The 26,599-nt window shown below is 70.0% G+C and carries 23 protein-coding genes and 2 pseudogenes; 11 read left to right on the forward strand and 14 right to left on the reverse strand.

Going from position 1 to position 26,599, the window contains the following annotated elements; all coding sequences use genetic code 11:
• Positions 1-64 precede the first annotated feature (64 nt).
• The gene (locus O3X23_RS16730; RefSeq protein ID WP_269272182.1) at positions 65-1,075 is read right to left on the reverse strand and encodes an NADP-dependent oxidoreductase; all 1,011 of its coding nucleotides are present in this window, start codon (positions 1,073-1,075) and stop codon (positions 65-67) included.
• Positions 1,076-1,186: 111 nt separating this feature from the next.
• Between O3X23_RS16730 and O3X23_RS16735 the strand changes: the two genes are divergently transcribed.
• Entirely contained in the window at positions 1,187-1,735 is a 549-nt protein-coding gene (locus tag O3X23_RS16735) for a TetR/AcrR family transcriptional regulator (protein ID WP_269272183.1), read from the forward strand.
• 9 nt (positions 1,736-1,744) lie between these two features.
• On the opposite strand, the gene O3X23_RS16740 is transcribed toward O3X23_RS16735, so the two are convergent.
• A complete protein-coding gene (locus tag O3X23_RS16740; RefSeq protein WP_269272184.1) occupies positions 1,745-2,560 on the reverse strand; it encodes an SAM-dependent methyltransferase in 816 nt (271 codons plus the stop codon).
• A 454-nt stretch (positions 2,561-3,014) separates the two neighbouring features.
• On the opposite strand from O3X23_RS16740, the gene O3X23_RS16745 reads away from it, so the two are divergent.
• The 3 genes from O3X23_RS16745 to O3X23_RS16755 all read left to right on the forward strand — a co-directional run bounded on the left by O3X23_RS16745 (position 3,015) and on the right by O3X23_RS16755 (position 5,413).
• Positions 3,015-3,599, forward strand: coding sequence for an RNA polymerase sigma factor (locus O3X23_RS16745; RefSeq protein WP_269272185.1), 585 nt, complete (start codon positions 3,015-3,017; stop codon positions 3,597-3,599).
• Entirely contained in the window at positions 3,596-4,414 is an 819-nt protein-coding gene (locus O3X23_RS16750) for a glycoprotein (RefSeq protein WP_269272186.1), read from the forward strand. Before O3X23_RS16745 ends, O3X23_RS16750 begins: the two co-directional genes overlap by 4 nt.
• Positions 4,415-4,492: 78 nt before the next feature.
• Entirely contained in the window at positions 4,493-5,413 is a 921-nt protein-coding gene (locus tag O3X23_RS16755; RefSeq protein WP_443047868.1) for an aminoglycoside phosphotransferase family protein, read from the forward strand.
• Between the two features lie 48 nt (positions 5,414-5,461).
• On the opposite strand, the gene O3X23_RS16760 is transcribed toward O3X23_RS16755, so the two are convergent.
• Positions 5,462-6,091, reverse strand: coding sequence for a TetR/AcrR family transcriptional regulator (locus O3X23_RS16760; protein ID WP_269272188.1), 630 nt, complete (start codon positions 6,089-6,091; stop codon positions 5,462-5,464).
• Between the two features lie 68 nt (positions 6,092-6,159).
• Between O3X23_RS16760 and O3X23_RS16765 the strand changes: the two genes are divergently transcribed.
• Entirely contained in the window at positions 6,160-6,924 is a 765-nt protein-coding gene (locus O3X23_RS16765) for an SDR family oxidoreductase (RefSeq protein WP_269272189.1), read from the forward strand.
• 114 nt (positions 6,925-7,038) lie between these two features.
• On the opposite strand, the gene O3X23_RS16770 is transcribed toward O3X23_RS16765, so the two are convergent.
• Positions 7,039-8,121: a sugar ABC transporter substrate-binding protein gene (locus tag O3X23_RS16770; protein WP_269272190.1), complete on the reverse strand. Its 1,083-nt coding sequence runs from the start codon at positions 8,119-8,121 to the stop codon at positions 7,039-7,041.
• A gap of 357 nt (positions 8,122-8,478) precedes the next feature.
• On the opposite strand from O3X23_RS16770, the gene O3X23_RS16775 reads away from it, so the two are divergent.
• Complete coding sequence (locus O3X23_RS16775; protein ID WP_269272191.1) at positions 8,479-10,167, forward strand: hypothetical protein; 1,689 nt, start codon at positions 8,479-8,481, stop codon at positions 10,165-10,167.
• A 90-nt stretch (positions 10,168-10,257) separates the two neighbouring features.
• On the opposite strand, the gene O3X23_RS16780 is transcribed toward O3X23_RS16775, so the two are convergent.
• Genes O3X23_RS16780 through O3X23_RS16790 form a run of 3 tightly spaced genes read right to left on the reverse strand, consistent with a single transcriptional unit; the run spans position 10,258 to position 13,577 of the window.
• The gene (locus O3X23_RS16780; protein ID WP_269272192.1) at positions 10,258-11,505 is read right to left on the reverse strand and encodes an arginine deiminase; all 1,248 of its coding nucleotides are present in this window, start codon (positions 11,503-11,505) and stop codon (positions 10,258-10,260) included.
• Between the two features lie 46 nt (positions 11,506-11,551).
• On the reverse strand, positions 11,552-13,006 hold the full coding sequence (locus O3X23_RS16785; RefSeq protein WP_269272193.1) for a basic amino acid/polyamine antiporter: 1,455 nt from the start codon (positions 13,004-13,006) through the stop codon (positions 11,552-11,554).
• Positions 13,007-13,058: 52 nt separating this feature from the next.
• Complete coding sequence (locus tag O3X23_RS16790; protein ID WP_331283921.1) at positions 13,059-13,577, reverse strand: Na+/H+ antiporter NhaC family protein; 519 nt, start codon at positions 13,575-13,577, stop codon at positions 13,059-13,061.
• 29 nt (positions 13,578-13,606) lie between these two features.
• On the opposite strand from O3X23_RS16790, the gene O3X23_RS16795 reads away from it, so the two are divergent.
• Positions 13,607-13,813, forward strand: a complete 207-nt coding sequence (locus O3X23_RS16795; protein WP_269272194.1) for a hypothetical protein — start codon at positions 13,607-13,609, stop codon at positions 13,811-13,813.
• Here the strand turns inward: O3X23_RS16795 and O3X23_RS44195 are convergent.
• The 3 genes and pseudogenes from O3X23_RS44195 to O3X23_RS16805 form a co-directional block, all read right to left on the reverse strand.
• Positions 13,744-14,241 (reverse strand): annotated as a pseudogene (locus O3X23_RS44195) (Na+/H+ antiporter NhaC family protein); the annotation flags it as partial. The gene O3X23_RS16795 and the pseudogene O3X23_RS44195 sit on opposite strands and share 70 nt — an antisense overlap.
• Before the next feature lie 486 nt (positions 14,242-14,727).
• On the reverse strand, positions 14,728-15,474 hold the full coding sequence (locus O3X23_RS16800; RefSeq protein WP_269272195.1) for an SOS response-associated peptidase: 747 nt from the start codon (positions 15,472-15,474) through the stop codon (positions 14,728-14,730).
• Between the two features lie 165 nt (positions 15,475-15,639).
• Positions 15,640-17,130, reverse strand: a complete 1,491-nt coding sequence (locus tag O3X23_RS16805) for a cellulase family glycosylhydrolase (protein WP_269272196.1) — start codon at positions 17,128-17,130, stop codon at positions 15,640-15,642.
• A gap of 263 nt (positions 17,131-17,393) precedes the next feature.
• Between O3X23_RS16805 and O3X23_RS16810 the strand changes: the two genes are divergently transcribed.
• From O3X23_RS16810 to O3X23_RS16820, 3 genes are all read left to right on the forward strand, one after another.
• Positions 17,394-20,309 carry a glycoside hydrolase family 48 protein gene (locus O3X23_RS16810; protein WP_269272263.1) on the forward strand — a complete coding sequence of 972 codons (2,916 nt, stop codon included), beginning with the start codon at positions 17,394-17,396 and terminating at the stop codon, positions 20,307-20,309.
• A gap of 89 nt (positions 20,310-20,398) precedes the next feature.
• Positions 20,399-23,059, forward strand: a complete 2,661-nt coding sequence (locus tag O3X23_RS16815) for a cellulose binding domain-containing protein (protein WP_269272197.1) — start codon at positions 20,399-20,401, stop codon at positions 23,057-23,059.
• 143 nt (positions 23,060-23,202) lie between these two features.
• Entirely contained in the window at positions 23,203-23,883 is a 681-nt protein-coding gene (locus O3X23_RS16820) for a class I SAM-dependent methyltransferase (protein ID WP_269272198.1), read from the forward strand.
• A 105-nt stretch (positions 23,884-23,988) separates the two neighbouring features.
• Here O3X23_RS16820 and O3X23_RS16825 read toward each other — a convergent pair whose 3' ends face one another.
• From O3X23_RS16825 to O3X23_RS16835, 3 genes are all read right to left on the reverse strand, one after another.
• Entirely contained in the window at positions 23,989-24,342 is a 354-nt protein-coding gene (locus tag O3X23_RS16825) for an ArsR/SmtB family transcription factor (protein WP_269272199.1), read from the reverse strand.
• Positions 24,339-24,785 (reverse strand): SRPBCC domain-containing protein, encoded by a 447-nt coding sequence (locus tag O3X23_RS16830; RefSeq protein WP_269272200.1) that lies wholly within the window; start codon positions 24,783-24,785, stop codon positions 24,339-24,341. The genes O3X23_RS16825 and O3X23_RS16830 overlap by 4 nt, the downstream gene beginning before the upstream one ends.
• Before the next feature lie 115 nt (positions 24,786-24,900).
• Entirely contained in the window at positions 24,901-25,266 is a 366-nt protein-coding gene (locus O3X23_RS16835; RefSeq protein ID WP_269272201.1) for a MerR family transcriptional regulator, read from the reverse strand.
• A 92-nt stretch (positions 25,267-25,358) separates the two neighbouring features.
• On the opposite strand from O3X23_RS16835, the gene O3X23_RS16840 reads away from it, so the two are divergent.
• A complete protein-coding gene (locus tag O3X23_RS16840) occupies positions 25,359-25,829 on the forward strand; it encodes a hypothetical protein (RefSeq protein ID WP_269272202.1) in 471 nt (156 codons plus the stop codon).
• A gap of 83 nt (positions 25,830-25,912) precedes the next feature.
• Here the strand turns inward: O3X23_RS16840 and O3X23_RS16845 are convergent.
• Positions 25,913-26,593, reverse strand: a pseudogene (locus O3X23_RS16845) (polysaccharide deacetylase family protein); the annotation flags it as partial.
• Positions 26,594-26,599 lie beyond the last annotated feature (6 nt).

Here is a 26,599-nt window from a genome sequence, read left to right on the forward strand (position 1 = left end):
TCGACCCGGTTCGCCGCGGCGAGCATCGCGACCGCCTCGGACGCCGCCGCTCTGTGGACAGGTTCTAGGCGACCGTGAGGACGATCTTGCCCTGAATGTGGCCTCGGGCGGCGCGTTCGTGCGCTGCTCGGGCATCCGCGAGGGCGAACGTGCTGTCGATCGCCACGCGGACCGTGCCCGCGTCGAGGAGGCGCGCCAGTTCGGCGAGTTGTGCGCCGTTCGAGCGGACCTGGGCGCTCGAGACCGTGACGCCCAGCTTCGCCGTCTCCTCTTCGTCGAAGTCCCCGGGGAGTACGGGGAACTGAGAGCCGCCGCGCTTGAGCGTGCGCAGGAAGCGTCTGCTGTCGGGGCCGCCGACGGTGTCGACGACGAGGTCGACGTCGTGCGCGAGTTCCTCGGCGCGGGCCTTGGTGTAGTCGATGAACCGGTCGGCGCCGAGCCCCCTCAAGAACGCTTCATGCGCGCCCGATGCGACCGCGATGGCACGCGCTCCCTTCCACTTCGCCAGTTGCAGCGCGAAGTGGCCCACGCCGCCCGCGGCGCCGTTGATGAGCACCGTCGTGTCGGCGTCGAGCGCCGTCGGGCGGTGCCGTGCCTCCTGGAAGGGCGAGGGGCGATCGTGTCCGGGCTCGATCAGGAACTGCCACGCGGTGAGCCCGGCCATCGGCGCTCCGGCGGCGTGCACGTGGTCGATGCCGGCCGGCTTGTGTGCCAGGTCCGACGCGGGCGCGGCCACGTGCTCGGCGTACGCACTGCCATGGAAGCTGGGAAATCGCAGCAGGCCGAAGACCTCGTCCCCGACGGCGAAGCCGTCCACGTCCGCGGCGACGGCCTCGACGACGCCCGACACGTCCGTCCCGGGAACCACCGGCAGCCTGACCGTCGATTCCGTCTCCCCGGGCATCGTGGTGAGCCCGCCGCGCAGGTACCAGTCGGGGGGATTGACGCCGGCCGCGTGCACGCGCACGAGCACCTCGCCCGGCCCCGGCACGGGGATCGGCACCTCGTCGTAACGCAGAACCTCGGGACCGCCGTGCTCATGGAGCCGGATCGCCCTCATCGTGTGTGTCGGCATCGTCTTCTCCTGCCCGCACTGCGGGATACGCTGATTCGGATCAGCGATCCACATAAATGGACCACTGATCCGAATATATGGACCACTGATCCGGATAGTCAAGAGGGGCAGATGCGGGCCGACGCCAGGAAGAACCGCGACCACCTGCTCGCCGTAGCGGGCACCGCCATCACCGAGCAGGGGGTCGACGTGTCCCTGCGCGACATCGCGCGCAGGGCCGACGTCGGGCTCGCGACGCTGCTGCGGCACTTCCCCACGCGCGAGGCGCTGCTCGATGCCCTGCTCCGCACCAGCTTTGACGAACTGACGGCAGAGGCGGCCGAGCTCGAGACGTCGAACTCGCCCGAAGACGCCCTCGTTCTGTGGCTGCGCGACTGCGTCGCGTGGACCACGGAGTATCGGGGCGTGACCGTGCTGATGGCGGCCGCCATCGAGGACGCCGACTCCGCGCTCCACGCATCATGCGTCACCCTGCGCGCAGCCGGTGCGCGGCTCCTCGCCCGCGCCCAGGCCGTGGGCATGGCGCGGAGCGATATGGACGGCGACGACGTGTTCGCGCTGGTGGCCATGCTCGCCTGGCTCGGCGACCAACCTGCACTCGCCCCCCGTGCCGATCGCCTCTTCGAGGTCGTCGCGAGCGCGATTCTGGCGCGAACTTGACGGCAGACTCTAGGGCTTCCGGGCGATGGCGGCGTAACAGGCGGTCTCGTCGTTGGTGATTCCGCCGAGGCTGTCCTCGGGGTCGGGGCGCCACTCCTGGGTGGAGGCGATGCCCGGGTCCAGGAAGGTCCAGCCGGTGAAGAAGGCGGTGAATTCGGCGAGGGTGCGTGCTTGGACGGCTGTGCCGGCCGCCCGGTAGACCCGCAGGACGCGGTCGATCGGCTCGGGGTCGTAGTCCGCCGTCAGGTGGCTGAGGGTGAGGGTGCTGCCCGGGGCCAACTCGTCCTTGAGGGTTTCGACGATGCCGTGGGCGTCCTGGTCGTCGGTGACGAAGTGCAGGATGGCGTTGAGGCTCAGAGCGACGGGGCGGGTGAGGTCGAGGGTCCGTTCGACCTCGAGGGACTCCAGCAGGGCCCGGGGGTCGGTGACGTCCGCCTGGGTGTAGGCGGTGCGTCCTTCGGGGGTGCCGTGCAGCAGGGCCGCGGCGTGGGCCAGGACGATGGGGTCGTTGTCGGCGTAGACCACGCGCGAGGCGGGATCGGCCTGTTGGGCGAGCTCGTGGAGGTTGGGAGAGGTGGGGATCCCGGTGCCGATGTCCAGGAACTGGGTGAGCCCCAGGGAGGCCAGGTGGCGGGTGGAGCGTTGCACGAAGCGGCGGTTGGCGCGTGCGGCGACCAGGGCGGAGGGGAAGGCCGCGATGGCCTTGCCCGCGGCCTCGCGGTCGGCCGGGAAGTTGGTGTAGCCACCGAGGTAGTAGTCGTACATCCGCGCCGAGTGGGCCCGGTCCAGTTGCAGGTCGATGCCGGACTCGTGATCGCTGCTCATGCTGCTCCCCCTGTGCGGACGTCGGGTGGCCCCGGGCTCCTCCCCGGCCCGCGCAGCCTACAAGCGCCCCCTTCGGCCAAATGTGCACGAGCCGAAGCCTCCCGTTGATGACTTTTGGCGCCAGTTCCTCCCGATATTCGCCCATGAGTCGAACGTGTATGCGTTACCGTTTCAACACAGGGTGTGAAAAAATAGTCGGAACGATCTTCAACAGCCGGGGCCGTGATCCGCTTTGCTGATCGTAGGAGCACATCAACTCCCTGCCGACGCCCCTCCATCCCCGGATCGGTGCGGTGCCAGCGGACGGGAACGCCCGTGAGAGAGATCCAAGACGCGTCGGCCGGTGGAGCTGCCCCGTATCCGCCGGCCGTCCGCACCCGTTCCCTCCCGTCCCGGCCACCACCCGCCTGCGCCGCGAACCAACAAGCGCCGCCGACGGGAAGGCGATGACCCGATGACCCGCCCCCACCCCCTCGCCCCCGCGGCGCCCGTCACTCCCGAGCAGGTCGCGCAGCGCCGCGCGAACCTGACGCTGGCAGCGTTCTACGAGTACCACCGCACTCTGTGGCTGCGCTACGCGCTGCTGCAGGTCGGCGACCGCCACCAGGCGGCGCGTCTGGTGCGCGAGGTCCACGAGCAGCTGGCCCAGGACTGGGAGTTGGTCCTGCGGCAGGAGTCCGTGCCGCAGTACGCGTGGACCGCGCTGAAGGACCACATCCACCACTGGCTGGTGTGCCACCGGCGTACCCCGGTCATGCCCGACACCGCCGCGTTCCGCGCCGCGATGCGCAAGCTGCTGGTACGCGAGCTCCAGGACGGCTGGGCCCTGCTGGAGAGCGAACTGGGCCTGTACACGGCCATCTCCGAGTTACCGGAACGGCAGTGCGACGTCATCATCCTGCGCTACGTCCTCAAGGCCGAGGACCATGACATCGCCGAGTACCTGGGCACGACCACCGACACGGTGCGCTCCCACGTCATGCGGGCCAAGGACCGGCTCGCCACCAAGCTGACGTCCCTGCTCAAGGAGGAAGCGTGACCGGACGAGCCTCCCGCCGGGTGCGCGAGGACATCGACGCCCTCCTGCGGGAGGCCGACGTCTTCCCGGCCCGGGACGACACCGACCCCGACCTCGGCTTCGACACCGACCTCGCCCTCGACCCCGACACTGACCTCGACGCCGGCCTGGACACGGACGCCGAGCCCGAGGACGCGCTGGACAAGCCCTGTCGCCACCACCGCCCCCCGCCGTCCGACGCCCCCGCGGACCGCGTACGCGAACCGCTGTGCGTACCGGCCTGCGCCCGTTCCATCCGGCAGACCGCCGCCCGCGACCTGCACCTGGCCGTCTCCCTGGTCGTGGGTGACGCCCGCGCCGCCGTCGCGCTCACCCGCTTCGCCGACCAGGCGGGCGCCGAGACCGAAGGCGCACTCGTCTTCGGCTGCCTGCTCTTCCTGGCCGGTCACAACGACGCCGCCGAGTACTGGTGGCAGTACGCCGCCGGCGGTGAGAACTCCACCGCCGCCTTCTGCCTGTACCTCTACCACCGCAACCAGGGCCAGCACCGAACCGCCCAGCAGTGGCGCAGCCAGACCCATCAGTTGGAGACCGCGGAGCGGCCCACCGTCCCACTGCGGCCCCCCAGTTCTCTCCCTCTGCTGCCCAGCCGCGTGCGCCAGGCGCTGCTCACCCAGTGCCACGAAGGAGCCTCCCCCCACCTGCCCCCCGCGATGGAAGCGGCCATCAACACCCTCTACGGTCGCGGTCACAGCGACGCGGACCAGGACACCGACGCCTACCCGCTGCCGTACGACGGATTTCCCCGCCACCTCGCGCAGGCCGCGAACCGCTGAGCGCGCGGCCGGTCTCGGCGGATCTCGTTGGCGCCGTGTCGTGACGGCTGCGAGCATGCAGCTGTGAGCCATGACCGGATGCGCGTCCCCGACTCTCTTGCCGCGTCGCATCGCAGGTACTTCGGGGAGGCCGGACGGGACTGGATCACCGCGCTTCCGACCCTGGCCGAGGACCTTCTGGGCCGGTGGCACCTACGGCTGGACGGAACGCCGCGCAACGGCGCCGTCGCGCTGGTGCTGCCGGTCCTGCGCGAAGACGGCACCCCGGCCGTGCTCAAACTCCAACCGGTGGACGAGGAGACGGGCGGTGAACCCGCGGCCCTGCGGGCGTGGGCAGGCCGGGCGGCGGTCTTGCTGCTGGAGGCCGATGCCGGCACCGGGGCGATGCTGCTGGAGCGGTTGGACGCCACCCGCTCGCTGGATGCCGTCGACGACGACCTGGCCGCGTTGCGGATCCTCTCGGAGATCCTGGCCCGCTTGGTCGCCGTTCCGGCTCCGTCGGGACTGCGCAGCCTGGGCGACGTCGCCGCCGCCGTCCTGCACAGGGCCGCGCCCGCCCGCGCGAAGTTGGCCGACCCGTCGGAGCGGCGCCTGCTCGGAGCCTGTGCCGACGCCCTGCGGGAGGTGGTCGACGAACCGGGCGACCGGCTGCTGCACTGGGACCTGCACTACGAGAACGTGCTGGCCTCGCCGCCGTCCTCGGGACGGGACCCCTGGCTGGCGATCGACCCGAAACCCCTGGCCGGCGACCCCGGCTTCGATCTCTTTCCCGCGCTGTGGAACCGGTGGGACGCGGTGCAGAAGTCGGGGGACATCCCCCGCTCCGTCCGCCGCCGGTTCGACCTCATGACCGACGTCGTCGGACTGGACCGGCAGCGCGCCGCCCGGTGGACGCTCGGCAGAGTCCTGCAGACCGTGTCGTGGTCGATCGAGGCGGGTGCGACCCGCCTGCCGCCCATCCCCTCGGCCATCGCGAAGGTACTGCTGAATCGCTGGTGAGGCCGGCCCGCGACGGGCGGGGCCGTTCTCGGCGAGTGCGCGGCGCGCCTACGCGTCCGGACCGACCACGGCGTCCCCGAAGGCCGCAGCGAGCGCCTTCGCGATCAGGTCGGGCAGTGCGGTCCGTCCGTCGTCCTCGGCCCAGCGCACCAAGGCCGTGTGCATGGCGGCCAGGCAGGCGCCGGCCGCCGCCTGGGCGTGGAACGTCGCGTCGGGATCGGCGGCATCACTCGCGAGGGCTTCGACGATCGCCTGCTGCAGGGCGTAGTGGTTGTCCAGGTGCTTGGCGCGCAGGGCCGGCGTCGTGATCATGAGCTGGAGGCGGGCCAGCAGGAACTGCTCGGCCGCCGTCGGGCCGTCCCCGCGGTCGCCGTCGGTCACCATCGCGGCCGACTCGATGAGCGCCCTGCTGATCCTGCGGACCAGGGGCTGCGCGGCGGGCGAGGCGGCGATCCGCTCAGCGACGATCCGGCCGTGCCGGTCGATGAGCACGAGGTCTTCCTTGGTGGGGAAGTGCCGGTAGACGGTCATGGGCGACACGCCCGCGGCGTCGGCGACATCGGCCACGGTGGTCGCGTCGTATCCGCGCTCGCCGAACAGCCGGACCGCGTGCGCCTGGATCATGCGCTGCGTGTCGGCTCGTCGCTGCGCTCGCAACGTTGAGTGCTGGTCGGACATGTGGTAGACCCTACCGTAGTGGTAGTGACTACCAAATAGGTAGAAGCTCACATCAACGGGTGGTGGACATGAGTGAACTGACCGGCAGGACGGCGCTGGTGACCGGAGCGTCGCGCGGCATAGGCCAGGCGATCGCGATCCGGCTGGCGACCGGGGGAGCGGTGGTCATCGTGCACTACGGCACGGACGAGGACGGTGCGGCGGCCACGGTCGACGCGATCGAGCGCACCGGTGGCTCCGCGCTCGCCGTCCGCGCGGAACTGGGCGGCGACGGCGACGTCGACATGCTCTTCGCGGGAGTCGGGGCGGCGCTGGCCGGGCGACCGTTGGACATCCTCGTCAACAACGCGGCAGCCGCGCCCGCCGGAGCGATCGGAACCACGACGCGCGCTCAGTTCGACCACCTCTTCGCGGTGAACGTGCGAGCGCCCTACTTCATCATCCAGCGGGCGCTGCCCCTGCTGCGCGACGGTGGCCGCATCATCACGATCTCGTCCGTGGCGACCCGGATGGCCAACCCCACCCAGACGTCCTTCGCGATGACGAAGGGCGCGGTCGAGACGATGAGCATGACCCTGGCCAACGAGCTCGGGGTCCGCGGCATCACGGTCAACGCGGTCGCCCCCGGCGCCACCCGGACTGCGACCAACGGAGCGTCCTTCGAAGCGCCGGGCCTGGCCGAGTTCATCGCCGGAACGACAGCGCTCGATCGGCTGGGCGCGCCCGACGACGTCGCCGACGTCGTCGCGTTCCTCGCCTCCGACGCGGCCCGCTGGATCACCGGGCAGGTCATCGACACCAGCGGAGGACTGTTCCTCGGCCCGCGCGCCTGACGGACATCGCCGGAGGCATCGGGGACGGCCCGAGGGCGGCAGCGGCAGGACCCTGTCCGCGCACGCGGCCGGGGCCCACGGGAAGGGCCCCGGCCGCGTGCGGGGACTGATGTTCTAGCGGATGCCGGCCGCCTCGCAGGCGGCGGCGTAGTTGGCGGTGCAGATCTGCACCACGAGATACACGGCGTCCTTGACGACCGTGTCCTTGAGGTTGGCCCTGGTCACCGACACCGCGGTGAGCAGCTTCGCGGGCACGGTGGTGCCGGAGCCGCTGGTCGCGGTGGTGTCCGCGACGGACGAGATGTCGTCGCCGTGGAGCAGCTTGACCGCGATCTCGGCGGTGGCTTCGGCCTCGGGCTTGAACGCCTTGTACACCGTGCTGGTCTGCTGACCGGCCAGGATCCGCTGGATTCCGGTGAGGTCCGCGTCCTGACCGGTCAGCGGGACGTCGATGCCCGCGCCCTTGAGGGCGGTGGCGATACCGCCGGCCATGCCGTCGTTCGCGGAGTAGACACCGTCGATGTTCTTGGCGCCGAGCCGGCCTATCGCCTCCGTGACCTTCTGCTTCGCGACGGTGTCCTTCCACAGACCGCTCTGCTCGTACGCGATCGTGACCTTGCCGTCGAGCACCCTGTGGGCACCGGCCTTGAACTGCGCGGCGTTCGGGTCGGCGTCGTCACCGTTGATCATCACCACGTTGGCGCTCGGGGTCGCCTTGGAGCCCATGGCGTTGAGCAGCGCCTGGCCCTGCAGCTCGCCGACCTTCTCGTTGTCGTACGAGACGTAGGCGGTGACCGGGCCCTGGGCGAAGCGGTCGTACGCCACGACCTTGACTCCCGCGTCCACGGCCTCCTGGACCGAGGCCTTGATGCCCACCGCGTCCTGCGCGCCCAGGATCAGGACCTTGACGCCCAGCTTGATCATGTCGCGGACCTGCTGCGCCTGCCGTGCCGGGTCGCCGTCGGCGTTCGCGTACGCGATCTTGCAGTCGGGGCAGAGCGACGTGATCTTGCCCCCGATCAACGGGCGGTCGAATTTCTCGTACCGCTTCGTGGCGTAGTCCGGAAGCAGCAGACCGATCGACTTGTCCTTGCGGCTCACTCCGGTGTCGCCACCGGTCTCTCCGCAAGCGGCCGCGGACACGGTCATCGTTACCGCAAGCGCGCCCATGACGGCACGACGCATTACCGCGTTCATTTCGGGTTGCCTCCCTGACGAGGCCGCAACACTGCGGCCGGGGTTCACGAGAGTCAATCCCGAGGTTGCCATGTCGTCAATAAGTAAACAGTTAACGAGATGGAAACGGCATCGTTCTTAATTGTCTGAACCAAGAGGTCAGGAGGGGTGCGGCAGTGTGCCGTCCGCGCATGGTACGGCGTCGACCGTCCCGTCGAACCGGTGGGCCGGCACGTAACGCACCTGGACGCCGCCGGGACCGCGAACGGGTCGGGCAATTTGGTTCCGGACCCTCGGCGCGATGGGCGGTCTCCCCGTACATTGCCCCTCAGGGGGCCCGTTCGACGGGCCGGGAGACACAAACCGGGGGAGTAGTAAGTGACCACCTTCATCATGGGCCACGGCAATCACAGTGAGCCCGGCACATTAGTCCCAGCCGGCAGAAGAGTAGGCATCTACGCGGAGGTCAACACTCTGCTGGCCATCACGATCGGCATGGCGGTCCTGTCCGCCAAGGGGGGATTCGAGCCGCCGACCACCTTCGGCTCGGCGACCGGGACAGCGCCGGTGCCCAACTACCGCGTCGGGCCGCTCACGCATCCCGAGTACCAGCGGATGCGCACCGTCGACTCCTCGAAGAACAGGATCATCTACATCGGCTACACCGAAGGGTTCGAGAAGGAGACGCAACTCTGCACGGACGTCGAGGGCTGCACGGGCGCCCGGCACCGGTGCGACGGCATCCTGGGCCGGGTCGACGACGCGGACATCCGGCTCTCCTTCTGCGTGGGCAAGGCGAGTGAGGCCGGACTGAGCAGGATGACGACCACGTTCCCGGCGACCGACACCTACGCGGAGCCCAACGCGCACTTGGCGAAATACATCGACCAGGCCAGGGTCTGGTTCGAGCGGGTCACGAAGGAACCTGACGTGGCGATCTCCGAGTTCCATCAGCTCGCCACGACCGCCGCGGGCGCCCGTGAGGCGTCGTTCATCCTGGCGTCGTCCAAGAGGTTGGAGTCCCTGCTGGTGCTCCACGACGCCCGCCATCACCGCAACACCCTGAGCGCCTGGAACTTCCTCAACTACCTTTACGGCCTGCCGGAGAAGTCCCGCGCGAAGGTGACCAGGCGACTGCGGCCGGAGCCCGCACCGCCCGCCGGCCACGCTCCCGTGACCGCGCTGGAGCGCTTCGTCTCCTCGTACTTCGCGGCCGCCCCCGGCGAGCGCCGAGCCGGCTGGGCGGCCCTGAGTCCGCAGGAGCAGCAGCAGGCCCGCGAGAACCAGCTGCTGGACTTCTGGGCGACCCACATCGTCCCCGTCATCGACGTCTACCAACATGAGTGGGATTCGCCCGACCAGCCGGTCGGCTGGTTCACCGGGGCGTCCTTCCGGACCCCGCTCACCGAGTGGGCCGAGGCGGAGGCCAAGCTGTCAGCGAGTTACCTGGACTCCTTCAACGCCTGCGTGGCATTCGGCCGCACCGCCGGCCCGGCCGCCTGTCTGGCGCTGTGGCAGCGGCTCGACGGCAAGCCCGACGCACGGCGACTGCTGACCACCGTGACCAGCACGAAGGATCCGGCGACCTGGAAGGAACAGATCCAGCCGGGTGCCGCGGCGGACCCGCTGGCCGCATGGCTGGCCGACTACCGCGCCACCGAACTGGCCGCCGTGCGACGGGCGCAGCAGGCAGCGGCCGACGTGGCGCTGAAGGCCGCGGCCGTGTCGAGCTCGTCGTCCTCGAGCAGCGAGGACATCTTCGCGACCGATCCGTTCGCGGACTTCTGGGACGACCCGGACGGGGACAACTGCAGGGCCGGCAGGAACTGGGGCCGGGACCAGGTCGTCCAGGTCGTCGAGTGCGCGGGTCGGTTCAAGTTCGCCGACCACACCCCGGAGCTGGCGGCCGCTTTCCCCACCGCCACGTGGAGCACCTTCAAGGTGGTGGAGCTGGGCCTCATGGGCTGCGCCATCCAGTTCGTCACGGGCCACGTCAACCTCGTGCCGTTCCGTGCCTACCTCGCGGGGCCGGCCATGAGGCGCCTGACCACCATCGCCGTGCGGTAGCCCGCCCGGCGAGAACTCCGCGACCGGCGACGGGTGCCTCTCCACGGGGCACCCGTACGCGGGTGAGGGGCAGCCGCTCGACGGACAACGTCAGTAGTCGACGGGTTCGCGGATGATGGGGCAGGTCATGCAGTGGCCGCCCCCGCGGCCCCGACCCAGTTCCGCGCCCACGATCGTGATCACCTCTACTCCGGCCTTGCGCAACTGGGTGTTGGTCTGGGTGTTGCGGTCGTAGGTGAACACCACGCCCGGCTCCAGTGCCACCGCGTTGTTGCCGCTGTCCCACTGCTGGCGCTCGGAGGCGTAGGCGTCACCGGCCGTCTCGATCACGCGCAGTTCCCTCAGGCCCAGGGACCGGGCGACGACGTCGGTGAAGGGGCGGTCGCGCTCGTCGGTGATCTCGACTCCGGGTGCGGTGTCACTGGGCCGGAGCGAGAAGGTGTGGACCGCGTTCATGATGGGCGGGTGCAGGGTGACGATGTCACGGTCCGCGAAGGTGAAGACCGTGTCCAGGTGCATGGCCGCCCGCAGCTTGGGCATGCCGGCGACCACGACGTGCTGCGCGGCGCCCTGCTCGAACAGCGCCGCCGCGACCTGGGTGATGGCCTGCCGGGAGGTGCGTTCACTCATGCCCATGAGGACCACCCCGTTGCCGACCGGCATGATGTCGCCGCCCTCGAACGTGGCCTGCCCCCAGTCCTTCTCCGGGTCGCCCCACCACACCCTCGACTCCTTGTAGTCGGGGTGGAAGGTGTACACGGCCTTCATCAGGAGCGTCTCGTCGTGGCGCGCCGGCCAGTACAGCGGGTTGAGCGTCACGCCCCCGTAGAGCCAGCACGTCGTGTCACGCGTGTAGAGGGTGTTGGGCAGCGGAGGCATGAGGTACTCGCGGATACCGGCCAGAGCCAGGTAACCCGGCCGGAAGTCCTCCGGCAGATCCGCGGTCGCCAGGCCGCCGATGAGGAACTCCACGAGTTGGCTCGGCTCCAGCGTGTCCAGGAACTCGCGCGTCGGCTCGATCAGCCCCAGCCCGACCTGGTTCGCACTGATCTTCCGGTCGAGCAGCCAGGACCGCGCTTCGGGGATCGCCATCGTCTGCGCCAGGAGGTCGTGCAGCTCCACGACCTCCACCCCGCGCCCGCGCAGTTTGTTGACGAAGTCCGCGTGATCGCGCTGGGCGTTCTCCACCCACATCACGTCGTCGAAGAGCAGGTCGTCGGCGTTGGTCGGGGTCAGCCGGCGGTGCGCGAGGCCGGGTGCGCACACCAGGACCTTCCGGAGCCTGCCGACCTCGGAATGGACGCCGAAGCCCGGCTGGGGGGTGATGTCGGTGCTCATCGCGTTGCGCCTTTCGGTCGTGGACAACCAGGGGGTCGGGTGCGGGTCACAGTTCGATCCACCCCACGGCCAGGGCGATCACGCCCACGGCGGAGCCGGCGACCGAGACGGCACAGATGACGGCCTCGCGGGGCGAGAACAGGCGTCGGTTCTGTTCCCGCCGGGCCTTGATGAACAGGAACGTCGCCGGCGCGTAGATGAGGAAGGAGACCAGGACGAACTTCAGTCCGGCGGCGTACAGCAGGAACGCCGTGTACACCGTGGCGATCACGGCGACGACGAGTTCGCGCCGGGTGACCTGCCCGGCGACACGCTCCTGGTCCGGCCGCAGTGCGATCTTGACGGCGAAGGCGGCGGCGAGCAGGAACGGGATCAGGCTGAGCGCGCTGGTCAGGTCGAGTGCGAAATTGAACGCGTCGTCGGAGAACATGGTGATGACCAGGACGACCTGACTCAGCACGGTGGTCATCAGCAGCGCGGGGACCGGGACGTCCTCGGTGGTCGCCCGGCGCAGGAACCGCGGCATGTCGTCGTCCTTCGCGGCGACGAAGAGCACTTCGGCGGCCATCAGCGTCCAGGCGAGGTAGGCGCCGAGGACGGAGACGATGAGTCCGACGCTGACGAACACCTCGCCCCAGGTGCCGACCGCGTGTTCCAGGACCCCGGCCATCGAGGGCTGGCGCAGCTCGGCGATCTCGGCCATCGGCATGATGCCGTAGGACACGATGGTGACCGAGGCGAAGACGGCGAAGACGCTGAGAAAGCCCAGGATGGTGGCGCGGCCGACGTCCTCGCGCCGTTTGGCGTGCCGGGAGTAGACGCTCGCCCCCTCGACGCCGAGGAAGACGAAGACGGTGGCCAGCATCGTTCCGCGGACCTGGTTGAACAGTGAGCCGGCGTAGTCGGCGCCGCCCCAGTTGGCTGCGAAGACGTCCGTGTCGAGGTAGAACAGCGCGAGGATGACGAAGACCAGGATGGGCACGATCTTCGCGACCGTCACGATCTTGTTGATCGCCGCTGCTTCCTTGACCCCACGCCGGATGAACAGGAAGAACGCCCACAGGCCGACCGAGGACAGGACGACGGCCAGCACGGTGTCGCCGTCCCCGAGCGCGGGCCAGATCGCGCCGATCGTCGACATGATCAGTACCCAGTAGGTGACGTTGCCGACGCAGGCGCTGGCCCAGTAGCCGAACGCCGAGAAGAAACCGAGGTACTCGCCGAACCCGGCTTTGGCGTAGGCGTAGACGCCCGCGTCCAGGTCCGGCCGGCGGATGGCCAGGCTCTGGAAGACGAAGGCGAGCATCAGCATGCCGGTTCCGGCGATCGCCCAGGCGATGAGGGCCCCGGCGACACCGGTTTCCTGGGCGAAGCGGCGTGGCAGTGAGAAGACCCCGGCGCCGACCATCGAGCCGACCACCATCGCGGTCAGTGTCAGGAGTGTCAGTTTGGCGGCCGGCCGTTCTGCGGCCGCGGGGGCGGTGGTTTCCACGTGGCTCATGACTTCCCTCGTCGACGGAGCTCGGCGTGCGGGCGACCGACTACGGGCCGGCTCAAGCCCCGGACGCGCTCTCGCTCGCGACCGGGGCGATCTTCTCGATCCTGAAGCCGGTGATGCCGTACAGAACGCTGAGCAGCGGGCTGGCGTAGTTGAAGATCGCGAATGGGGCGTAGGACAGGGTGGCTACTCCGCGCACCGCTCCCATGAACGCGCCGCAGGAGTTCCACGGGACGAGCGCGGAGGTCACCGTGCCGCTGTCGGCGCAGAGCCGGGAGAGGTTGGTCGGGGCGAGCCCGCGCTTGGCGAACTCCAGCCGGAAAACCCGGGAGGGCAGTACGAGGGCGATGTACTGGTCCCCGGCGACGACGTTGAGGCCGAACGCGCAGGCGAAGACGGTGATGAACAGCCGACCGGTGCTCTTCGCCGAGTGGATCAGGGGGTCCACGAGTCGGGCGATGAGGCCGAACTCCTCCAGCACGGCTCCGAACGTCACCGCTCCGATGATGAGCCAGAGGGTCAGGAGCATGCTGTCCATGCCGCCTCGGGACGGCAGTTGATCGATCAGCGGAATCCCGGAGTAGGATGGAGAACCCGTTCGCCATGGCCAGCCAGATGCCCTTCAGCGACTCGGCCACGACGTTCCCCGACCCGCCGATGAAGTCCCGCATCACGGCGGGCTGCAGGAACGCGCCGAGGATGCCGGCGAAGACGGCCGAGCCGATCAGAGCGAGCGAGGCCGGCACCTTCTTGATCGACAGGAAGGCCAGCAGGACCAGGGGGAGCAGGTTCAGGGGGGTGATGTGGTAGATGTCGCCAAGGCGGGCCAACTCGATGTCCTCGCCGACCGGGTTGACTACGTCGGAACTCTTGACCAGGCCGATCACCACGAAGACCACGAAGGCGATCACGAACGCGGGCAGCGAGGTCCATGCCTGGCGTTTGATGTGGTGGTAGACGTCGACCTTCACCATCTGGGCGGTGAGCACGGTCGTCTCCGACAGGGGAGAGAGTTTGTCGCCGAGGTAGGCGCCGGAGATCACCGCGCCCGCGGTGATCGCGGTGGAGACGCCGAGCATGTCCGCGACGCCGACCAGCCCCACGCCGATCGTGCCCGCGGTCGTCCAGGAACTGCCGATGCTCATGGCGATCGCACCGCAGATGAGGGCGGTAGTACCAACCGGGGGAGAGCACCTGGATGCGGTAGTACACCAGCGTGGGAATCGTCCCGGACAGATTCCACACGCCGATCAGGGCGCCTACCGCCAACAGGATGAACACCGCGCTGGTGATCGATGACAGAGCTCGTTGGCCCGCCTGCTGCACCCTGTTCCAGGGGTGGCCGTTCTTCATCGCCACGAGGGCCGCGGCCATCGCGCACAGGACCAGGGCTACCTGGATCGGCCCGTCCAGGGCGTCGAGCCCGAACAGGGCCAGCGACCCGGCCACCAGCACCGTCAGCACCACCAGGGGCACGATGGCGTCGGCCAGGGACGGCTCACGGACCGGGCGGTCCGTCGGTTCCCGCTGTTCGTCGTCCTGCATGCCAGCCCCGTTCCACGAGGGGGATCGAGTCAGGGCCTCACCCATCCGCTGCACGAGAATGTAACCCGCGATAAGCGACATACATCGCATATCGGGGAGTTTTGCTGCTTCGGAGACGTCTTGAGGGGCCGCCGCCGCACCGGGGGCGTGCCGTCAGGGATCCAGCGGTGCGCTCTCGCCTACGCGGCGGGGTCCGCGGGCGGGGCGTCCAGGAGCTGGGGGCCGTTGTTGCGGACGCTGTTGACCGCGGTGGACACCGCTCGGGTGTCGAGGTGGCCGCCGGCCGGAGTGGCCAGCAGCGCCCGGAGCTCGTGCGGATCCTGGTGGGTGGGGTCGAGCCAGGCGTCGTGGTCGGACGGGGCGATGGCCAGCGGCATCCGCGGGTGGATCCGCCCGGCCGCGTCGGTGGCCTCGGTGGTGATGATGGTGCAGGTCATCCACCACGCTCCCGGGTCATCGTCCTCCGCCACCTCCGGGTCGCGCCAGAACTCGTACAGCCCTGCCATGGCCATCACCGCGCCGTCCTCGGGGCTGATGAAGTACGGCTGCTTGCGGGCCTTGGCGCTCCCGGTCGCCGGGACCGCCTGCCACTCGTAGAAGCCGTCGGCCGGCAGCAGGCACCGCCGCTTGGCGAACGCACGCCGGTAGGCCGGCTTCTCGTGGACCGTCTCCACCCGGGCATTGATCATCTTCGCGCCGACGCCCAGGCTTTTCGCCCAGGACGGCACCAGGCCCCAGCGCAGCGGCCGCAGCTGCCGCGCCAGCTCCCCGCTCTCGCGGTCGGCCCGCTCCAGCACCGCCCACACGTCGTCCGTCGGAGCGACGTTCCAACTGGGCGCCAGGACCTGTTCCGGATGCCAGTCGCTGACCTGGAACAACGGAGCCAGGTCCTGCGGGGTGCGAGTGGAGACGTATCGGCCACACATGAACCCCACCCTGCCACGCCCGCGGGCGATAGCCCAGCATTGCGCCGGCGTCGAAACCGGGGTGCGGACGCAGCGGGCGGCGCCCGCACGGGATGGGTGCGGGCGCCGCCCTGCCGACCGGGCCGTGGTGACCTGTGGCTGCCGCTTCGGTGCGGAGACCTCCCGTCAGCTCAGGGCGCGCAGATGGTCCCGCAGCCCTGCGCCGAAGGCGGTGGGAGTGCCGTCGTACTTGCTGATCAGGGACGGGCCGGTGGAGCAGTCCCAGGTGTTCCACGTCCAGCCCAGGTACGAGGCCCCGTGCTGGTCGAGCCACTGCATGACGCGGTCGATGTAGCCGTGCCCGCAGGTGTTCTCGCCGATCTCGCCCGCGACGAGCGGGACGCGGGCGGCGACCGGCGCGAGGGTGGAGTCCCAGCAGGTCTCGGTCGAGCAGGTGTTGAAGTTGTAGCTGTGCCAGGCCGCGGCGACGTTGCCCGCCGGGTCGGTGGGTGCGTACCGCAGCCACTGACTCAGGTCGTTGGAGTAGGCGATACCCGGGACCAGGACCAGGTTGGTCGCCCCCGTGGCACGGACGGCGTCCAGCAGGTCCTGCATTCCGGCCACCTCGTAGCCGATGCCCGGGCAGGTGCCGCCGTCGCGCCAGCAGGCCCACGCCTGGTCGGCGGTGGCGGTGGCGCGATCCGGGTAGGGCTCGTTGAACAGGTCGAACGTGACGGCCGGATCCGCCTTGAAGGTGTTGGCGACCGAGGTCCAGAAGGCGGGCGTGTACTGGGCGTTGGGCATCGGTTTCTGGCAGGTCGCGTGGATGTCGGCGCAGCCGGACGAGTTGCCGGTGTACTGGCCGTACGTCCAGTGCAGTTCGACGAGCGGGGTGATGCCGTGGGCCTCGAGGCGGCCGACGAAGTCCCTGACGGCGCTGATGTAGGCGGTGCCGGCGTAGGCGGGGTTGACGTTGCCCAGGCCCAGCCAGCACTCCTCGTTGAGGGGGATGCGGACGGTGTTGACGCCCCAGGACGCGATGGCGGCGACCGACGCGTCGTCGACCGGGCCGTCGAAGAAGCCGTAACCCTGGACGCACATGAACTCGCCGCCCGAGCGGTTGACGCCGAGCATGCGGCGGGTGGCGCCGTTCTGGTCGACGAGCTGGTTGCCGGACACGTGCAGCTTGGGCGGTGCGCCCGGGTTCCCCGGCGGAGTCGTGGGCGGGGTGGTGGGCGGCGTCGTGGGCGGCTCGGTGTCCTGGTTGCAGGTGACGCCGTTCAGCTTGAAGACGGTGGGGGCGGGGTTGGTCCCGGACCAGGACGCGAGGAAGCCCGCGGAGATGTTGGCGCCGGTGGCCAGTGCGCCGTTCCAGCTCTCGTTGGCGGCGGTGACGGTGGTGCCGGACTGGGACCACTTGGCGTTCCAGCCCTGGGTCACCTTCTGGTTGCCGGCGAAGGCGAAGGTCAGTGCCCAACTGCTCACGGCCGGACCGTTGTTGGTGATGGTGACGGAACCCTGAAAACCGCTGTCCCACTGGTTGGTGGTGGCGTACTGCACCGTGCACAGGGGTGTTGCCCCGGCGGCGGAGGTGGAGACGAGCGGGACCAGGGCCGTGCCCGCCAGGAGGAGGGCGGCTCCGGCGAGCAGGATCGGCAGACGCGGGGGTGGTGACACGAGCGGCTCCTTGAGGTCGCAAACGCCGTACGGCGGCGCTTGGTCGACGGAATCGCTCCCACTGGTGACGTCAGAATGTAGCGGTGTGTGCCGGACCGCGCCAGGGCCTGCGTTCAACTCATCAAGTTGAGCAGTTCGGCTTCACGGTCTTTGAAATTTTCCTTGACATCAATTGCGCGTCGCTCAAATCATGGGAGCGCTCCCACTGGTGCTCCTGCTGCACACCCCCACATCTCCGAGCCGCCTAGGAGGGACCAATGAGCATGCCCGCGTTGTCAAGAAGTAGAGTCAAGTGGCGATTACGGACAGCGCTCGTCGTGGCGCTCGCGCTGCCGGCTGCCCTGACCATCGCCGAAGCCGGTCCAGCGCGGGCAGCCGCCGTGCAGTGCGGCGTCGACTACACGGCCAATGACTGGGGCAGCGGCTTCACCGCCAACGTCACCCTCACCAACCGCGGCACGGCCGCACTCGACGGCTGGACGCTGACGTACGCGTACGCGGGCAACCAGCAGCTGTCGAACGGCTGGAGCGCCGCCTGGACGCAGTCCGGCAAGACCGTCACCGCCAAGAACATGGACTGGAACCGGACCATTGCTGCGGGCGCGGCCGTCAGCGCGGGCGCCAACTTCAGCTACAGCGGCACCAACGCCGCCCCGACCGCCTTCTCCGTCAACGGCACCCTGTGCGCGGGGGCCCACCAACCGCCGCTCACGGTGCTGACCAGCCCGGCCCCCGGAGCGGTCTTCACCGCGGGGGCCACCGTGCCGATGGCCGCCACCGCCGCGGCCGCCGACGGCGCCACCGTCACCAAGGTCGAGTTCTACAGCGACACCACCCTGCTCGGCACCGACACGACCGCCCCGTACACCTTCGGCGCCACGGGCTTCGCGGCGGGCGCCTACTCGCTGTACGCGAAGGCGTACGACAGCCAGGGCGCCTCGGGAGAGTCGACACCGGTCGGCATCACGGTCGCCGCCGGTGCCGCCCTGCTGGCCACCCCCTCCCAACTCTCCGTCCAGCAGACCAGAACAGGCACCTTCGGGGTGAAACTCTCCACCGCGCCGCCCGCGAACGTCACCGCCACCGTGGCCCGTACCGCAGGCAACGCCGGACTGTCCGTCACCTCCGGTGCGAGCCTGACGTTCACCCCGGCGAACTGGGCCACCGCCCAGCAGGTCACCGTCGCCGCCGATGCCTCGGGCACCGGAGCGGCCACCTTCACCGTGACCGCCCCGGGTCTCACCCAGGCCCAGGTGACCGTCACGGAACTGGCGACCGGCCAGGTCTACGACGCACGTTTCCTGGACCTCTACGGAAAGATCAACGACCCGGCGAGCGGCTACTTCTCGCCCGAGGGCATCCCCTACCACTCGGTGGAGACACTGATCGTCGAGGCTCCCGACCAGGGCCACGAGACGACTTCCGAGGCTTACAGCTATCTGATCTGGCTGCAAGCCATGTACGGGAAGATCACCGGGGACTGGTCGAAGTTCAACGGCGCGTGGGAGCTCATGGAGAAGTACATGATCCCCACCCACGCCGACCAGCCGACCAACTCCTTCTACAACGCGTCCAAACCCGCCACCTACGCACCCGAACTGGACCTGCCCTCGCAGTACCCCGCGACCCTCGACCCCTCGATCACCGCCGGAGCCGACCCGATCGCCGCCGAGCTGAAGAGCGCGTACGCCACCGACGACATCTACGGCATGCACTGGCTGCAGGACGTCGACAACACCTACGGCTACGGCAACGCCCCCGGCAAGTGCACGGCCGGCCCCACCGACACCGGCCCCTCGTACATCAACACCTTCCAGCGCGGCCCGCAGGAATCGGTGTGGGAGACCGTCCCGCAACCGACCTGCGACGACTTCCAGTACGGCGGCAGGAATGGCTATCTGGACCTGTTCACCAAGGACGCCTCGTACGCCAAGCAGTGGAAGTTCACCGACGCCCCCGACGCCGACGCCCGCGCGGTACAGGCCGCCTACTGGGCCGATGTGTGGGCCAAGGAGCAGGGCAAGGGAGCCGCGGTGGCCACCGCCGTCGGCAAGGCCGCCAAGATGGGCGACTACCTGCGGTACGCGATGTACGACAAGTACTTCAAGAAGGTGGGCAACTGCGTCGGGCCGGCCACCTGCCCGGCCGGCACCGGCAAGAACAGCTCCGAGTACCTGCTGTCCTGGTACTACGCCTGGGGCGGCGCCGCCGATCCGTCGGCCGGCTGGGCGTGGCGCATCGGCTCCGGCCACGCGCACGGCGGCTACCAGAACCCGATGGCGGCCTACGCACTGAGCCAGTACGCCGACCTCAAGCCCAAGTCGGCCACCGGACAGTCCGACTGGGCCACCAGCCTGGGCCGGCAGCTGGAGTTCTACCGGTGGCTGCAGTCCGACGAGGGCGCCATCTCGGGCGGCGCCACCAACAGCTGGCAGGGCCGCTACGCGACTCCGCCCGCCGGGACCCCCACGTTCTACGGCATGTACTACGACGAGGCCCCGGTCTACCACGACCCGCCGTCCAACCAGTGGTTCGGCTTCCAGGCCTGGTCGATGGAGCGGGTCGCCGAGTACTACCACGAGAGCGGCAGCGCCGCGGCCAAGGCGGTGCTCGACAAGTGGGTCGGCTGGGCGCTGTCGAAGACCACCATCAACCCTGACGGCACCTTCCTCATCCCCTCCACCCTGCACTGGTCCGGAGCCCCGGACACCTGGAACGCCGCCAGTCCCGGCGCCAACGCGGGTCTGCACGTGACCGTCGCCGACTACACCAACGACGTCGGCGTGGCCGCCGCGTACGCCAAGACCCTGTCGTACTACGCCGCCAAGTCCGGCAATGCCCAGGCCAAGACAGTCGCCAAGGCGCTGCTCGACGGCATGTGGGACCACAACCGGGACGGGATCGGCATCGCGGTTCCCGAGACCCGCACCGACTACAGCCGTTTCAACGACCCCGTCTCCGTGCCGAGCGGCTGGACCGGGACGATGCCCAACGGTGACGCGATCAACTCGGCGTCGACGTTCTCCTCCCTGCGGTCGTTCTACAAGAACGACCCGGCCTGGCCGAAGATCCAGGCGTATCTGGCGGGCGGCGCGGCCCCGTCCTTCACGTACCACCGCTTCTGGGCCCAGGCGGACATCGCCATGGCCATGGGTACGTACGCGGATCTCCTCGAGTAGCACCGCGTGCTCCGCTCACCGCGGCCGGACGGCGTCCCTCACCGGGCGCCGCCCGGCCGTCCCCCCACGTCAGCAGAGGAAGAACTCTCGTGCGCAGAACAACACTGGGCGCGTTCGTCGCCGCGCTCACCCTGGCTCTGACAGCCGCCGTCCCCTGCGCTGCCGCGCGCAGCGCACCGGCCGCCGCACCGGCTGCCGCTCCGCAGGCCGCCGCCGCGGACGCGTACACCTGGAAGAACGTCCGGATCGACGGCGGCGGTTTCGTGCCCGGCATCGTGTTCAACCGCTCCGAGAGGAACCTCGCCTACGCCCGCACCGACATCGGCGGCGCCTACCGGTGGTCCCAGGCCACCAAGTCCTGGACCCCGCTGCTGGACGCGGTGGACTGGGACCACTGGGGCCACACCGGCGTGGTCAGCCTCGCCTCCGACGCCGTCGATCCCGACAGGCTCTACGTCGCGGCCGGCACCTACACCAACAGCTGGGACCCCACCAACGGCGCGATCCTGCGCTCGTCGGACCGCGGCGCCAGCTGGCAGAGCACCGAGCTGCCCTTCAAGCTCGGCGGCAACATGCCCGGGCGCGGCATGGGCGAGCGCCTGGCCATCGACCCTCACGACAACCGTGTGCTGTACCTGGGCGCCCCCAGCGGCAAGGGGCTGTGGCGCTCCACCGACGCGGGCGTGACCTGGTCACAGGTCACCGCGTTTCCCAATCCCGGCAACTACCAGCAGGACCCGACCGACACCAGCGGCTACGCGTCCGACAACCAGGGCATCGTCTGGGTCACCTTCGACGGGTCGACGGGCGCCGCGGGCAGTGCGACGATGACCATCTACGTCGGGGTCGCCGACAAGGAGAACGCGGTCTACCGCTCGACCGACGCCGGCGTCAGCTGGTCCCGCCTGCCCGGCCAGCCGACCGGCTACCTGGCCCACAAGGGCGTGCTCGACGCCGACAACGGCTACCTGTACCTGGCCTACAGCGACACGGGCGGCCCGTACGACGGCGGCAAGGGCCAGATCTGGCGGTACACCACGGCGACCGGGGTGTGGAAGGACATCAGCCCCCTCGCGGCGGCCGACACCTACTTCGGCTACAGCGGGCTGACCGTCGACCGGCAGCACCCCGGCACCGTCATGGTCAGCGGCTACAGCTCCTGGTGGCCGGACACCCAGATCTACCGCACCACCGACAGCGGAACCACGTGGACCCGGGCCTGGGACTACACCTCGTACCCGAACCGCGCGAACCGCTACACCCTGAATGTCTCCTCGGTACCGTGGCTGACGTGGGGCGCCAATCCGACCCCACCCGAACAGACGCCCAAGCTGGGCTGGATGACCGAGTCGATGGAGATCGACCCCTTCGACTCCAACCGGATGATGTACGGCACGGGCGCCACCGTCTACGGCACCGAGGATCTCGGCCAGTGGGACCGCGGCGGCACCTTCACCCTCACCCCCATGGTCCGGGGGCTCGAGGAGACCGCCGTCAACGACCTCGCGTCACCGCCCTCGGGAGCCCCGTTGCTCAGCGCCCTCGGTGACATCGGCGGTTTCCGCCACACGGATCTGACGTCGGTGCCGCCACTGATGTTCCAGTCCCCGAACTTCACCACCACGACCAGCCTCGACTACGCCGAGAAGGACTCGAACACGGTGGCGCGGGTCGGCAACGCCGACACGGGCGCGCACGTCGCGTTCTCCCACGACAACGGCGCCACCTGGTACGCGGGAAGCGATCCCGCGGGTGTGACGGGCGGCGGCACCGTCGCGGCGGCCAGTGACGGCAGCCGCTTCGTGTGGAGCCCCGAGGGCGCCGCGGTGCAGGCGGGCGACGGATCGTCGTGGACGGCGTCCACCGGCGTTCCCGCGGGTGCGGTCGTCGAGTCGGACCGCGTCGATCCGAAGACGTTCTACGCCGTCAAGTCCGGCATCTTCTACGTCAGTACGGACGGAGGTGCGACGTTCACCGCACGGCCCTCCACCGGCCTGCCGCAGAGCGGTCCCGTCCGCTTCAAGGCGCTGCCCGGCACCCGGGGAGACGTCTGGCTGGCGGGCGGCAGCGCGGGCGGCACGTACGGACTGTGGCACTCCACCGATGCCGGGACGACCTTCACCCGTGTCGCGGGGGTGCAGGAGGCCGACACCATCGGCTTCGGGAAGGCGGCACCCAATGCCTCCTATCCGGCCCTGTACACCAGCGCGAAGATCGGCTCGGCGCGCGGGATCTTCCGTTCGACGGACGCCGGCGCCACCTGGGTCCGCATCAACGACGCCACCCACCAGTGGGGATGGACCGGAGCGGCGATCACCGGTGACCCGCGCGTGTTCGGCCGGGTGTACGTCTCGACCAACGGGCGCGGAGTGATCTACGGCGACACGGCGGACACCGGGGGAGGGGGCGGGACCGACCCGCCGCCCGGGGGCGCCGCCTGCACCGTGACCTACGCGGTGACCAACCAGTGGACCGGTGGATTCACCGCGAACGTGGTCGTCAGGAACCGCGGAACCGTGCCGGTGAACGGCTGGACGGTGGGCTGGAGCTGGCCCGCCGGACAGAGCGTGAGCCAGGCGTGGAACGCCGCGCTGACCCAGTCGGGCAGTCAGGTCACCGCCGCCAACGCCTCCTACAACGGCTCCCTGCCGGCCGGCGGCTCGGTGTCCTTCGGCTTCAACGGAGCCTGGAGCGGCACGAACACCGCGCCCACGGCCTTCACCCTCAACGGGTCCGCCTGCGGGCCCTGACCCCCGGGGGCGACTGCCGCGCGCGTTCCGCTCCGTCCCGCGCGGGGGCCCGACGCCCCCGCGCGGGACGGTGAGCGGGCGACCTGTTGCCGAACCGGCAACAGGAGTGGCGCGAACGGGACGCGGTGGGTGACGGTGGCCCCATGACCGATGACATCGCAGCACCATCGCCCGCGTCCGACACTCGAGCGGCCGCCGACGGCTACCTCGGGGACCCCGCGGTGCGCGCGGAGTGGGACAGCCGCTACGCCGACCGGCAGCAGCTGTGGAGCGGCGCACCCAACGGTGCGCTCGTCGCCGAGGCCGCCGGGCTCACGCCAGGGCGCGTGCTCGACGTCGGCTGCGGTGAGGGCGCGGACGCCCTCTGGCTCGCGCGCGGCGGCTGGGACGTGACCGCCCTGGAGGTCTCCAACGTGGCCCTGGAGCGAGCGGCCGGGCACGCCCGGGACGCCGCCCTCACCGTGCGCTGGGTGCACGCAGAACTGGCGCAGGCGGCGCTTGCGCCGGGCTCCTTCGACCTGGTCTCCGCGCAGTACCCGGCCCTGCTGCGCAGTCCTGACGCCGCGTCCGAGCGAGCACTGCTCGCGGCCGTCGCGCCCGGCGGAGTGCTGTTGCTGGTGCACCACGCGGGGATGCACGCCGAGCCGGTGCGTGAGAGCGGCTTCGACCCGGCCGACTACGTCTGGCCTTCGATGGTCGCCGCACTCCTCGATGACGACTGGGAGGTGCAGGTGGACGAGCAGCGGCCACGCGTCGCACCCGACGGCGGCGCCGGAGCGCACCACACCGACGACGTCGTACTGCGCGCGCGCCGCCTGCGCTGACGGGAGCCGTGGGGCTGCCCGAGCCCAGCCGTGGGACGGCCGCTCGGGCCCGCTGACGTCGTCACCGGGCCCGCCCCCCGTTCGCCGGCGACCGCGGTCGCCCGGTCAGCGGGCGTCCCCCTCCGCAGCCTCGGCGGCGCGCTTGATGGCCGCCAGTTGCCGATCCCAGTCGGTCGCGAGCGCGGCCATCCACCGGGCGGTGGCGTCCAGGGCCGCGGGTCGCACCGTGTACCGCACCTCGCGCCCGACACGGCCGCCGGAGACCAGACCGGCGGCGTCCAGAACGGCGAGGTGTTTGACCACCGCCTGCCGCGAGACGGGCAGGCGCTCGGCAAGGGTCGTCGCGGTGGCCTCGCCCTGCGCGGCGAGCAGTTGCAGCAGCTGACGTCGCGTCGGGTCCGCCAGTGCGACCAGGACGCTGTCGACCGGCTCGGCGGCGCCGCGCTGTTCGTCCGTCACACGGACGGCTGTTCGGCGCGCGTCTTGAGTGCGTCGAGTTCCAGCGGCCAGCCCCCGCTGTGGTCCTTGTGGTTCCCCTTGCGCAGCTCGTCGGACCCGGCCAGCGCCAGGAACCCGCTCTCCACGACACGCAGCCGCGTCTGATCGCCCTCGGCGGTCAGCGTGAACTCCACCAGGGTGCTGTTGTCCTCCCGCAGCTCCTCCCCGGGGAACGCGCTGGTCCACCGGTACGCCAGGTACGTCGGCGGGTCGACCTTCTCCACGCGCACCGGGAAGTCGCCGTGCTCGGGGTGCTTCGCCACCAGCGAGTCGCCTTCCTTGGCCACGGTGCCGGGCAGACTCGCCTTGTCGGCCACCCAGAACCCGGGCTGAGCCACCAGCGACCAGACTCGCTCCAGGGGTGCCGCGATCAGGGTGTCGCGCTCGATCCGGTCCTCGCTCATGAGGGAACTCCTTCACCGTCGCCATTGAGTGCAACTCCAGAGTTGCACATTGCCCTCCTTGGTGCAACTGCAGAGTTGCGTGTCAAGGGTGGATGGCGGGCTCCGCGCCGCGCCCTCAGCCCGCCCGTCCGGCGGCCCGCAACGGGCACCCGGTACCGGCGCGCGCGACGAGGTCGGCCCGCAGGGCGGCGAGTTCGGCCATGCGCGCGTCGACGAGGTGGATCTTCTCCTCGAACAGCAAGGACAACGCCGCCGCGGTATCCGGCAGCCCGCGCAGTTCCTCACCGGTCCGAGCGATCTCCGCCAGGGAGAATCCGAGCGACTGCGCGGTGCGGACATAGTGCAGCCAGGCCACCGTCTCGGGCGGGAAGTCGCGATAACCGTTGGCCAGCCGCAGGCCCTGGACGAGGCCGACCTTCTCGTAGAAGCGGATGGTGTCCCTGCTCATTCCCGCTTGAGCGGCCAATTCTCCGATGCGCATGACCCTCCGTCGGATGATGGGCTTGACCTTGGACCGTACTCCACTGTTTAGCGTGAGGCGTCGCTGCCCCACGAACAGCAGGAGCTCCCACCGTGATCCCTCGCCTCATCCCCGCCCGCCCCGGCTACCTGCGCGTCGTACGAGCGAGTGCCTGGTACGACCTGGTCGTCACGGCAGGATTCGCGACGCCGTGGACGTATGCGCTGATGCACGACGCGCTGTCCTCACTGGGCGACGCACTCGGGACGGGCCGCCTGCCCGAACTCGACCCGATACAGACCCTGTACGCCAACCTGATGGGTTCGGTCGTGGTCGTCTGGGCGGTCCTGCGCATCCTCCGGCCGCTGCCGGTGCACGGACTGCTCGACGGTGTCGCGCGCACGCTGTTCGCCGCGTGGCAGGCGTACGCGCTGGCCCACGGCGCACCGCGGTTCCTCTGGCTGTTCCTGGTCATGGAAGTGGCGTTCGGCATGGTCCAGCTCGCGCCGTGGTGGCGGCACCGCCGCACCGAATCTCCGTCGGCTCGTGACACTTCTCCGGCGGATCGGCACCTGGGCGTGTGAGCCGAACGTCCGCCGTCCGTGCCCTCCATTCCGAGGAGGTACGGACGGCGGACATGACCCCCGCCCCGCGGGGAGCGCTGTCAGGGGGCCACGGCGCGGCCGGTCTGAGGGGAGATCCTGCCGGAGCACAGACCCTTGCTCGCCAGTGTCTGCGCGATGCGCGGGATCGCGGCGAGCGTGTTGGCGGGCCACTCGTGCATGAGGATGACCTGGCCGTTGGTCAACCGGTTGACGGCCTGCACGATCGCGTCGGTACTGGCGTTGTTCCAGTCCTGCGAGTCGACGTTCCAGATGATCTCGGTCAGCCCGTACTTGGCCTCGACGGACCGCACGGTCGCGCTGGTCTCACCGTACGGAGGGCGGAACAGCTTCGGGGACCCGCCTCCGGCGCTGGCGATGGCTTGCTGTGACCGGGAGATCTCGGAGTCGATCTGCGACTGGCTCAGTTGGGTCAGATGCGGATGGGTGTAGCTGTGGTTGCCCACCCACATGCCGGCCTGAACCTGGGCCCGGACCTGGGAGGGGAAGGCAGCGGCGTACCCGCCCTGGTTGAACATCGTGGCCCGCAGCCCGTTCCGTGTGAGGGCGTTGAGCAGGGCCTGCGTGTGGTTGCCGGACGGGCCGTCGTCGAAGGTGAGCCCGACGTACCCGTTGCAAGTGGCAGCGTGTGCCGGGGTGGCGTGGACGGTGGACGTGACGGTGCCCGCCACGGCCGTCGCGGCGACGGCCAGTCCTATGACCAGGGAGCGTGAATGGATGCGCATGCGGTC

It is taken from the genome of Streptomyces sp. H39-S7 (assembly GCF_027158205.1).
GTDB lineage: Bacteria > Actinomycetota > Actinomycetes > Streptomycetales > Streptomycetaceae > Actinacidiphila.

What these genes read in the sequence shown, in the direction of transcription:
- O3X23_RS16730 (WP_269272182.1), bottom strand. Translation starts at nt 1,075, where the DNA reads ATGCCGACACACACGATGAGGGCGATCCGGCTCCATGAGCACGGCGGT.
- O3X23_RS16735 (WP_269272183.1), top strand. Translation starts at nt 1,187, where the DNA reads ATGCGGGCCGACGCCAGGAAGAACCGCGACCACCTGCTCGCCGTAGCG.
- O3X23_RS16740 (WP_269272184.1), bottom strand. Translation starts at nt 2,560, where the DNA reads ATGAGCAGCGATCACGAGTCCGGCATCGACCTGCAACTGGACCGGGCC.
- O3X23_RS16745 (WP_269272185.1), top strand. Translation starts at nt 3,015, where the DNA reads ATGACCCGCCCCCACCCCCTCGCCCCCGCGGCGCCCGTCACTCCCGAG.
- O3X23_RS16755 (WP_443047868.1), top strand. Translation starts at nt 4,493, where the DNA reads ATGCGCGTCCCCGACTCTCTTGCCGCGTCGCATCGCAGGTACTTCGGG.
- O3X23_RS16760 (WP_269272188.1), bottom strand. Translation starts at nt 6,091, where the DNA reads ATGTCCGACCAGCACTCAACGTTGCGAGCGCAGCGACGAGCCGACACG.
- O3X23_RS16765 (WP_269272189.1), top strand. Translation starts at nt 6,160, where the DNA reads ATGAGTGAACTGACCGGCAGGACGGCGCTGGTGACCGGAGCGTCGCGC.
- O3X23_RS16770 (WP_269272190.1), bottom strand. Translation starts at nt 8,121, where the DNA reads ATGAACGCGGTAATGCGTCGTGCCGTCATGGGCGCGCTTGCGGTAACG.
- O3X23_RS16780 (WP_269272192.1), bottom strand. Translation starts at nt 11,505, where the DNA reads ATGAGCACCGACATCACCCCCCAGCCGGGCTTCGGCGTCCATTCCGAG.
- O3X23_RS16785 (WP_269272193.1), bottom strand. Translation starts at nt 13,006, where the DNA reads ATGAGCCACGTGGAAACCACCGCCCCCGCGGCCGCAGAACGGCCGGCC.
- O3X23_RS16795 (WP_269272194.1), top strand. Translation starts at nt 13,607, where the DNA reads ATGGCCAGCCAGATGCCCTTCAGCGACTCGGCCACGACGTTCCCCGAC.
- O3X23_RS16800 (WP_269272195.1), bottom strand. Translation starts at nt 15,474, where the DNA reads ATGTGTGGCCGATACGTCTCCACTCGCACCCCGCAGGACCTGGCTCCG.
- O3X23_RS16810 (WP_269272263.1), top strand. Translation starts at nt 17,394, where the DNA reads ATGCCCGCGTTGTCAAGAAGTAGAGTCAAGTGGCGATTACGGACAGCG.
- O3X23_RS16820 (WP_269272198.1), top strand. Translation starts at nt 23,203, where the DNA reads ATGACCGATGACATCGCAGCACCATCGCCCGCGTCCGACACTCGAGCG.
- O3X23_RS16830 (WP_269272200.1), bottom strand. Translation starts at nt 24,785, where the DNA reads ATGAGCGAGGACCGGATCGAGCGCGACACCCTGATCGCGGCACCCCTG.
- O3X23_RS16835 (WP_269272201.1), bottom strand. Translation starts at nt 25,266, where the DNA reads ATGCGCATCGGAGAATTGGCCGCTCAAGCGGGAATGAGCAGGGACACC.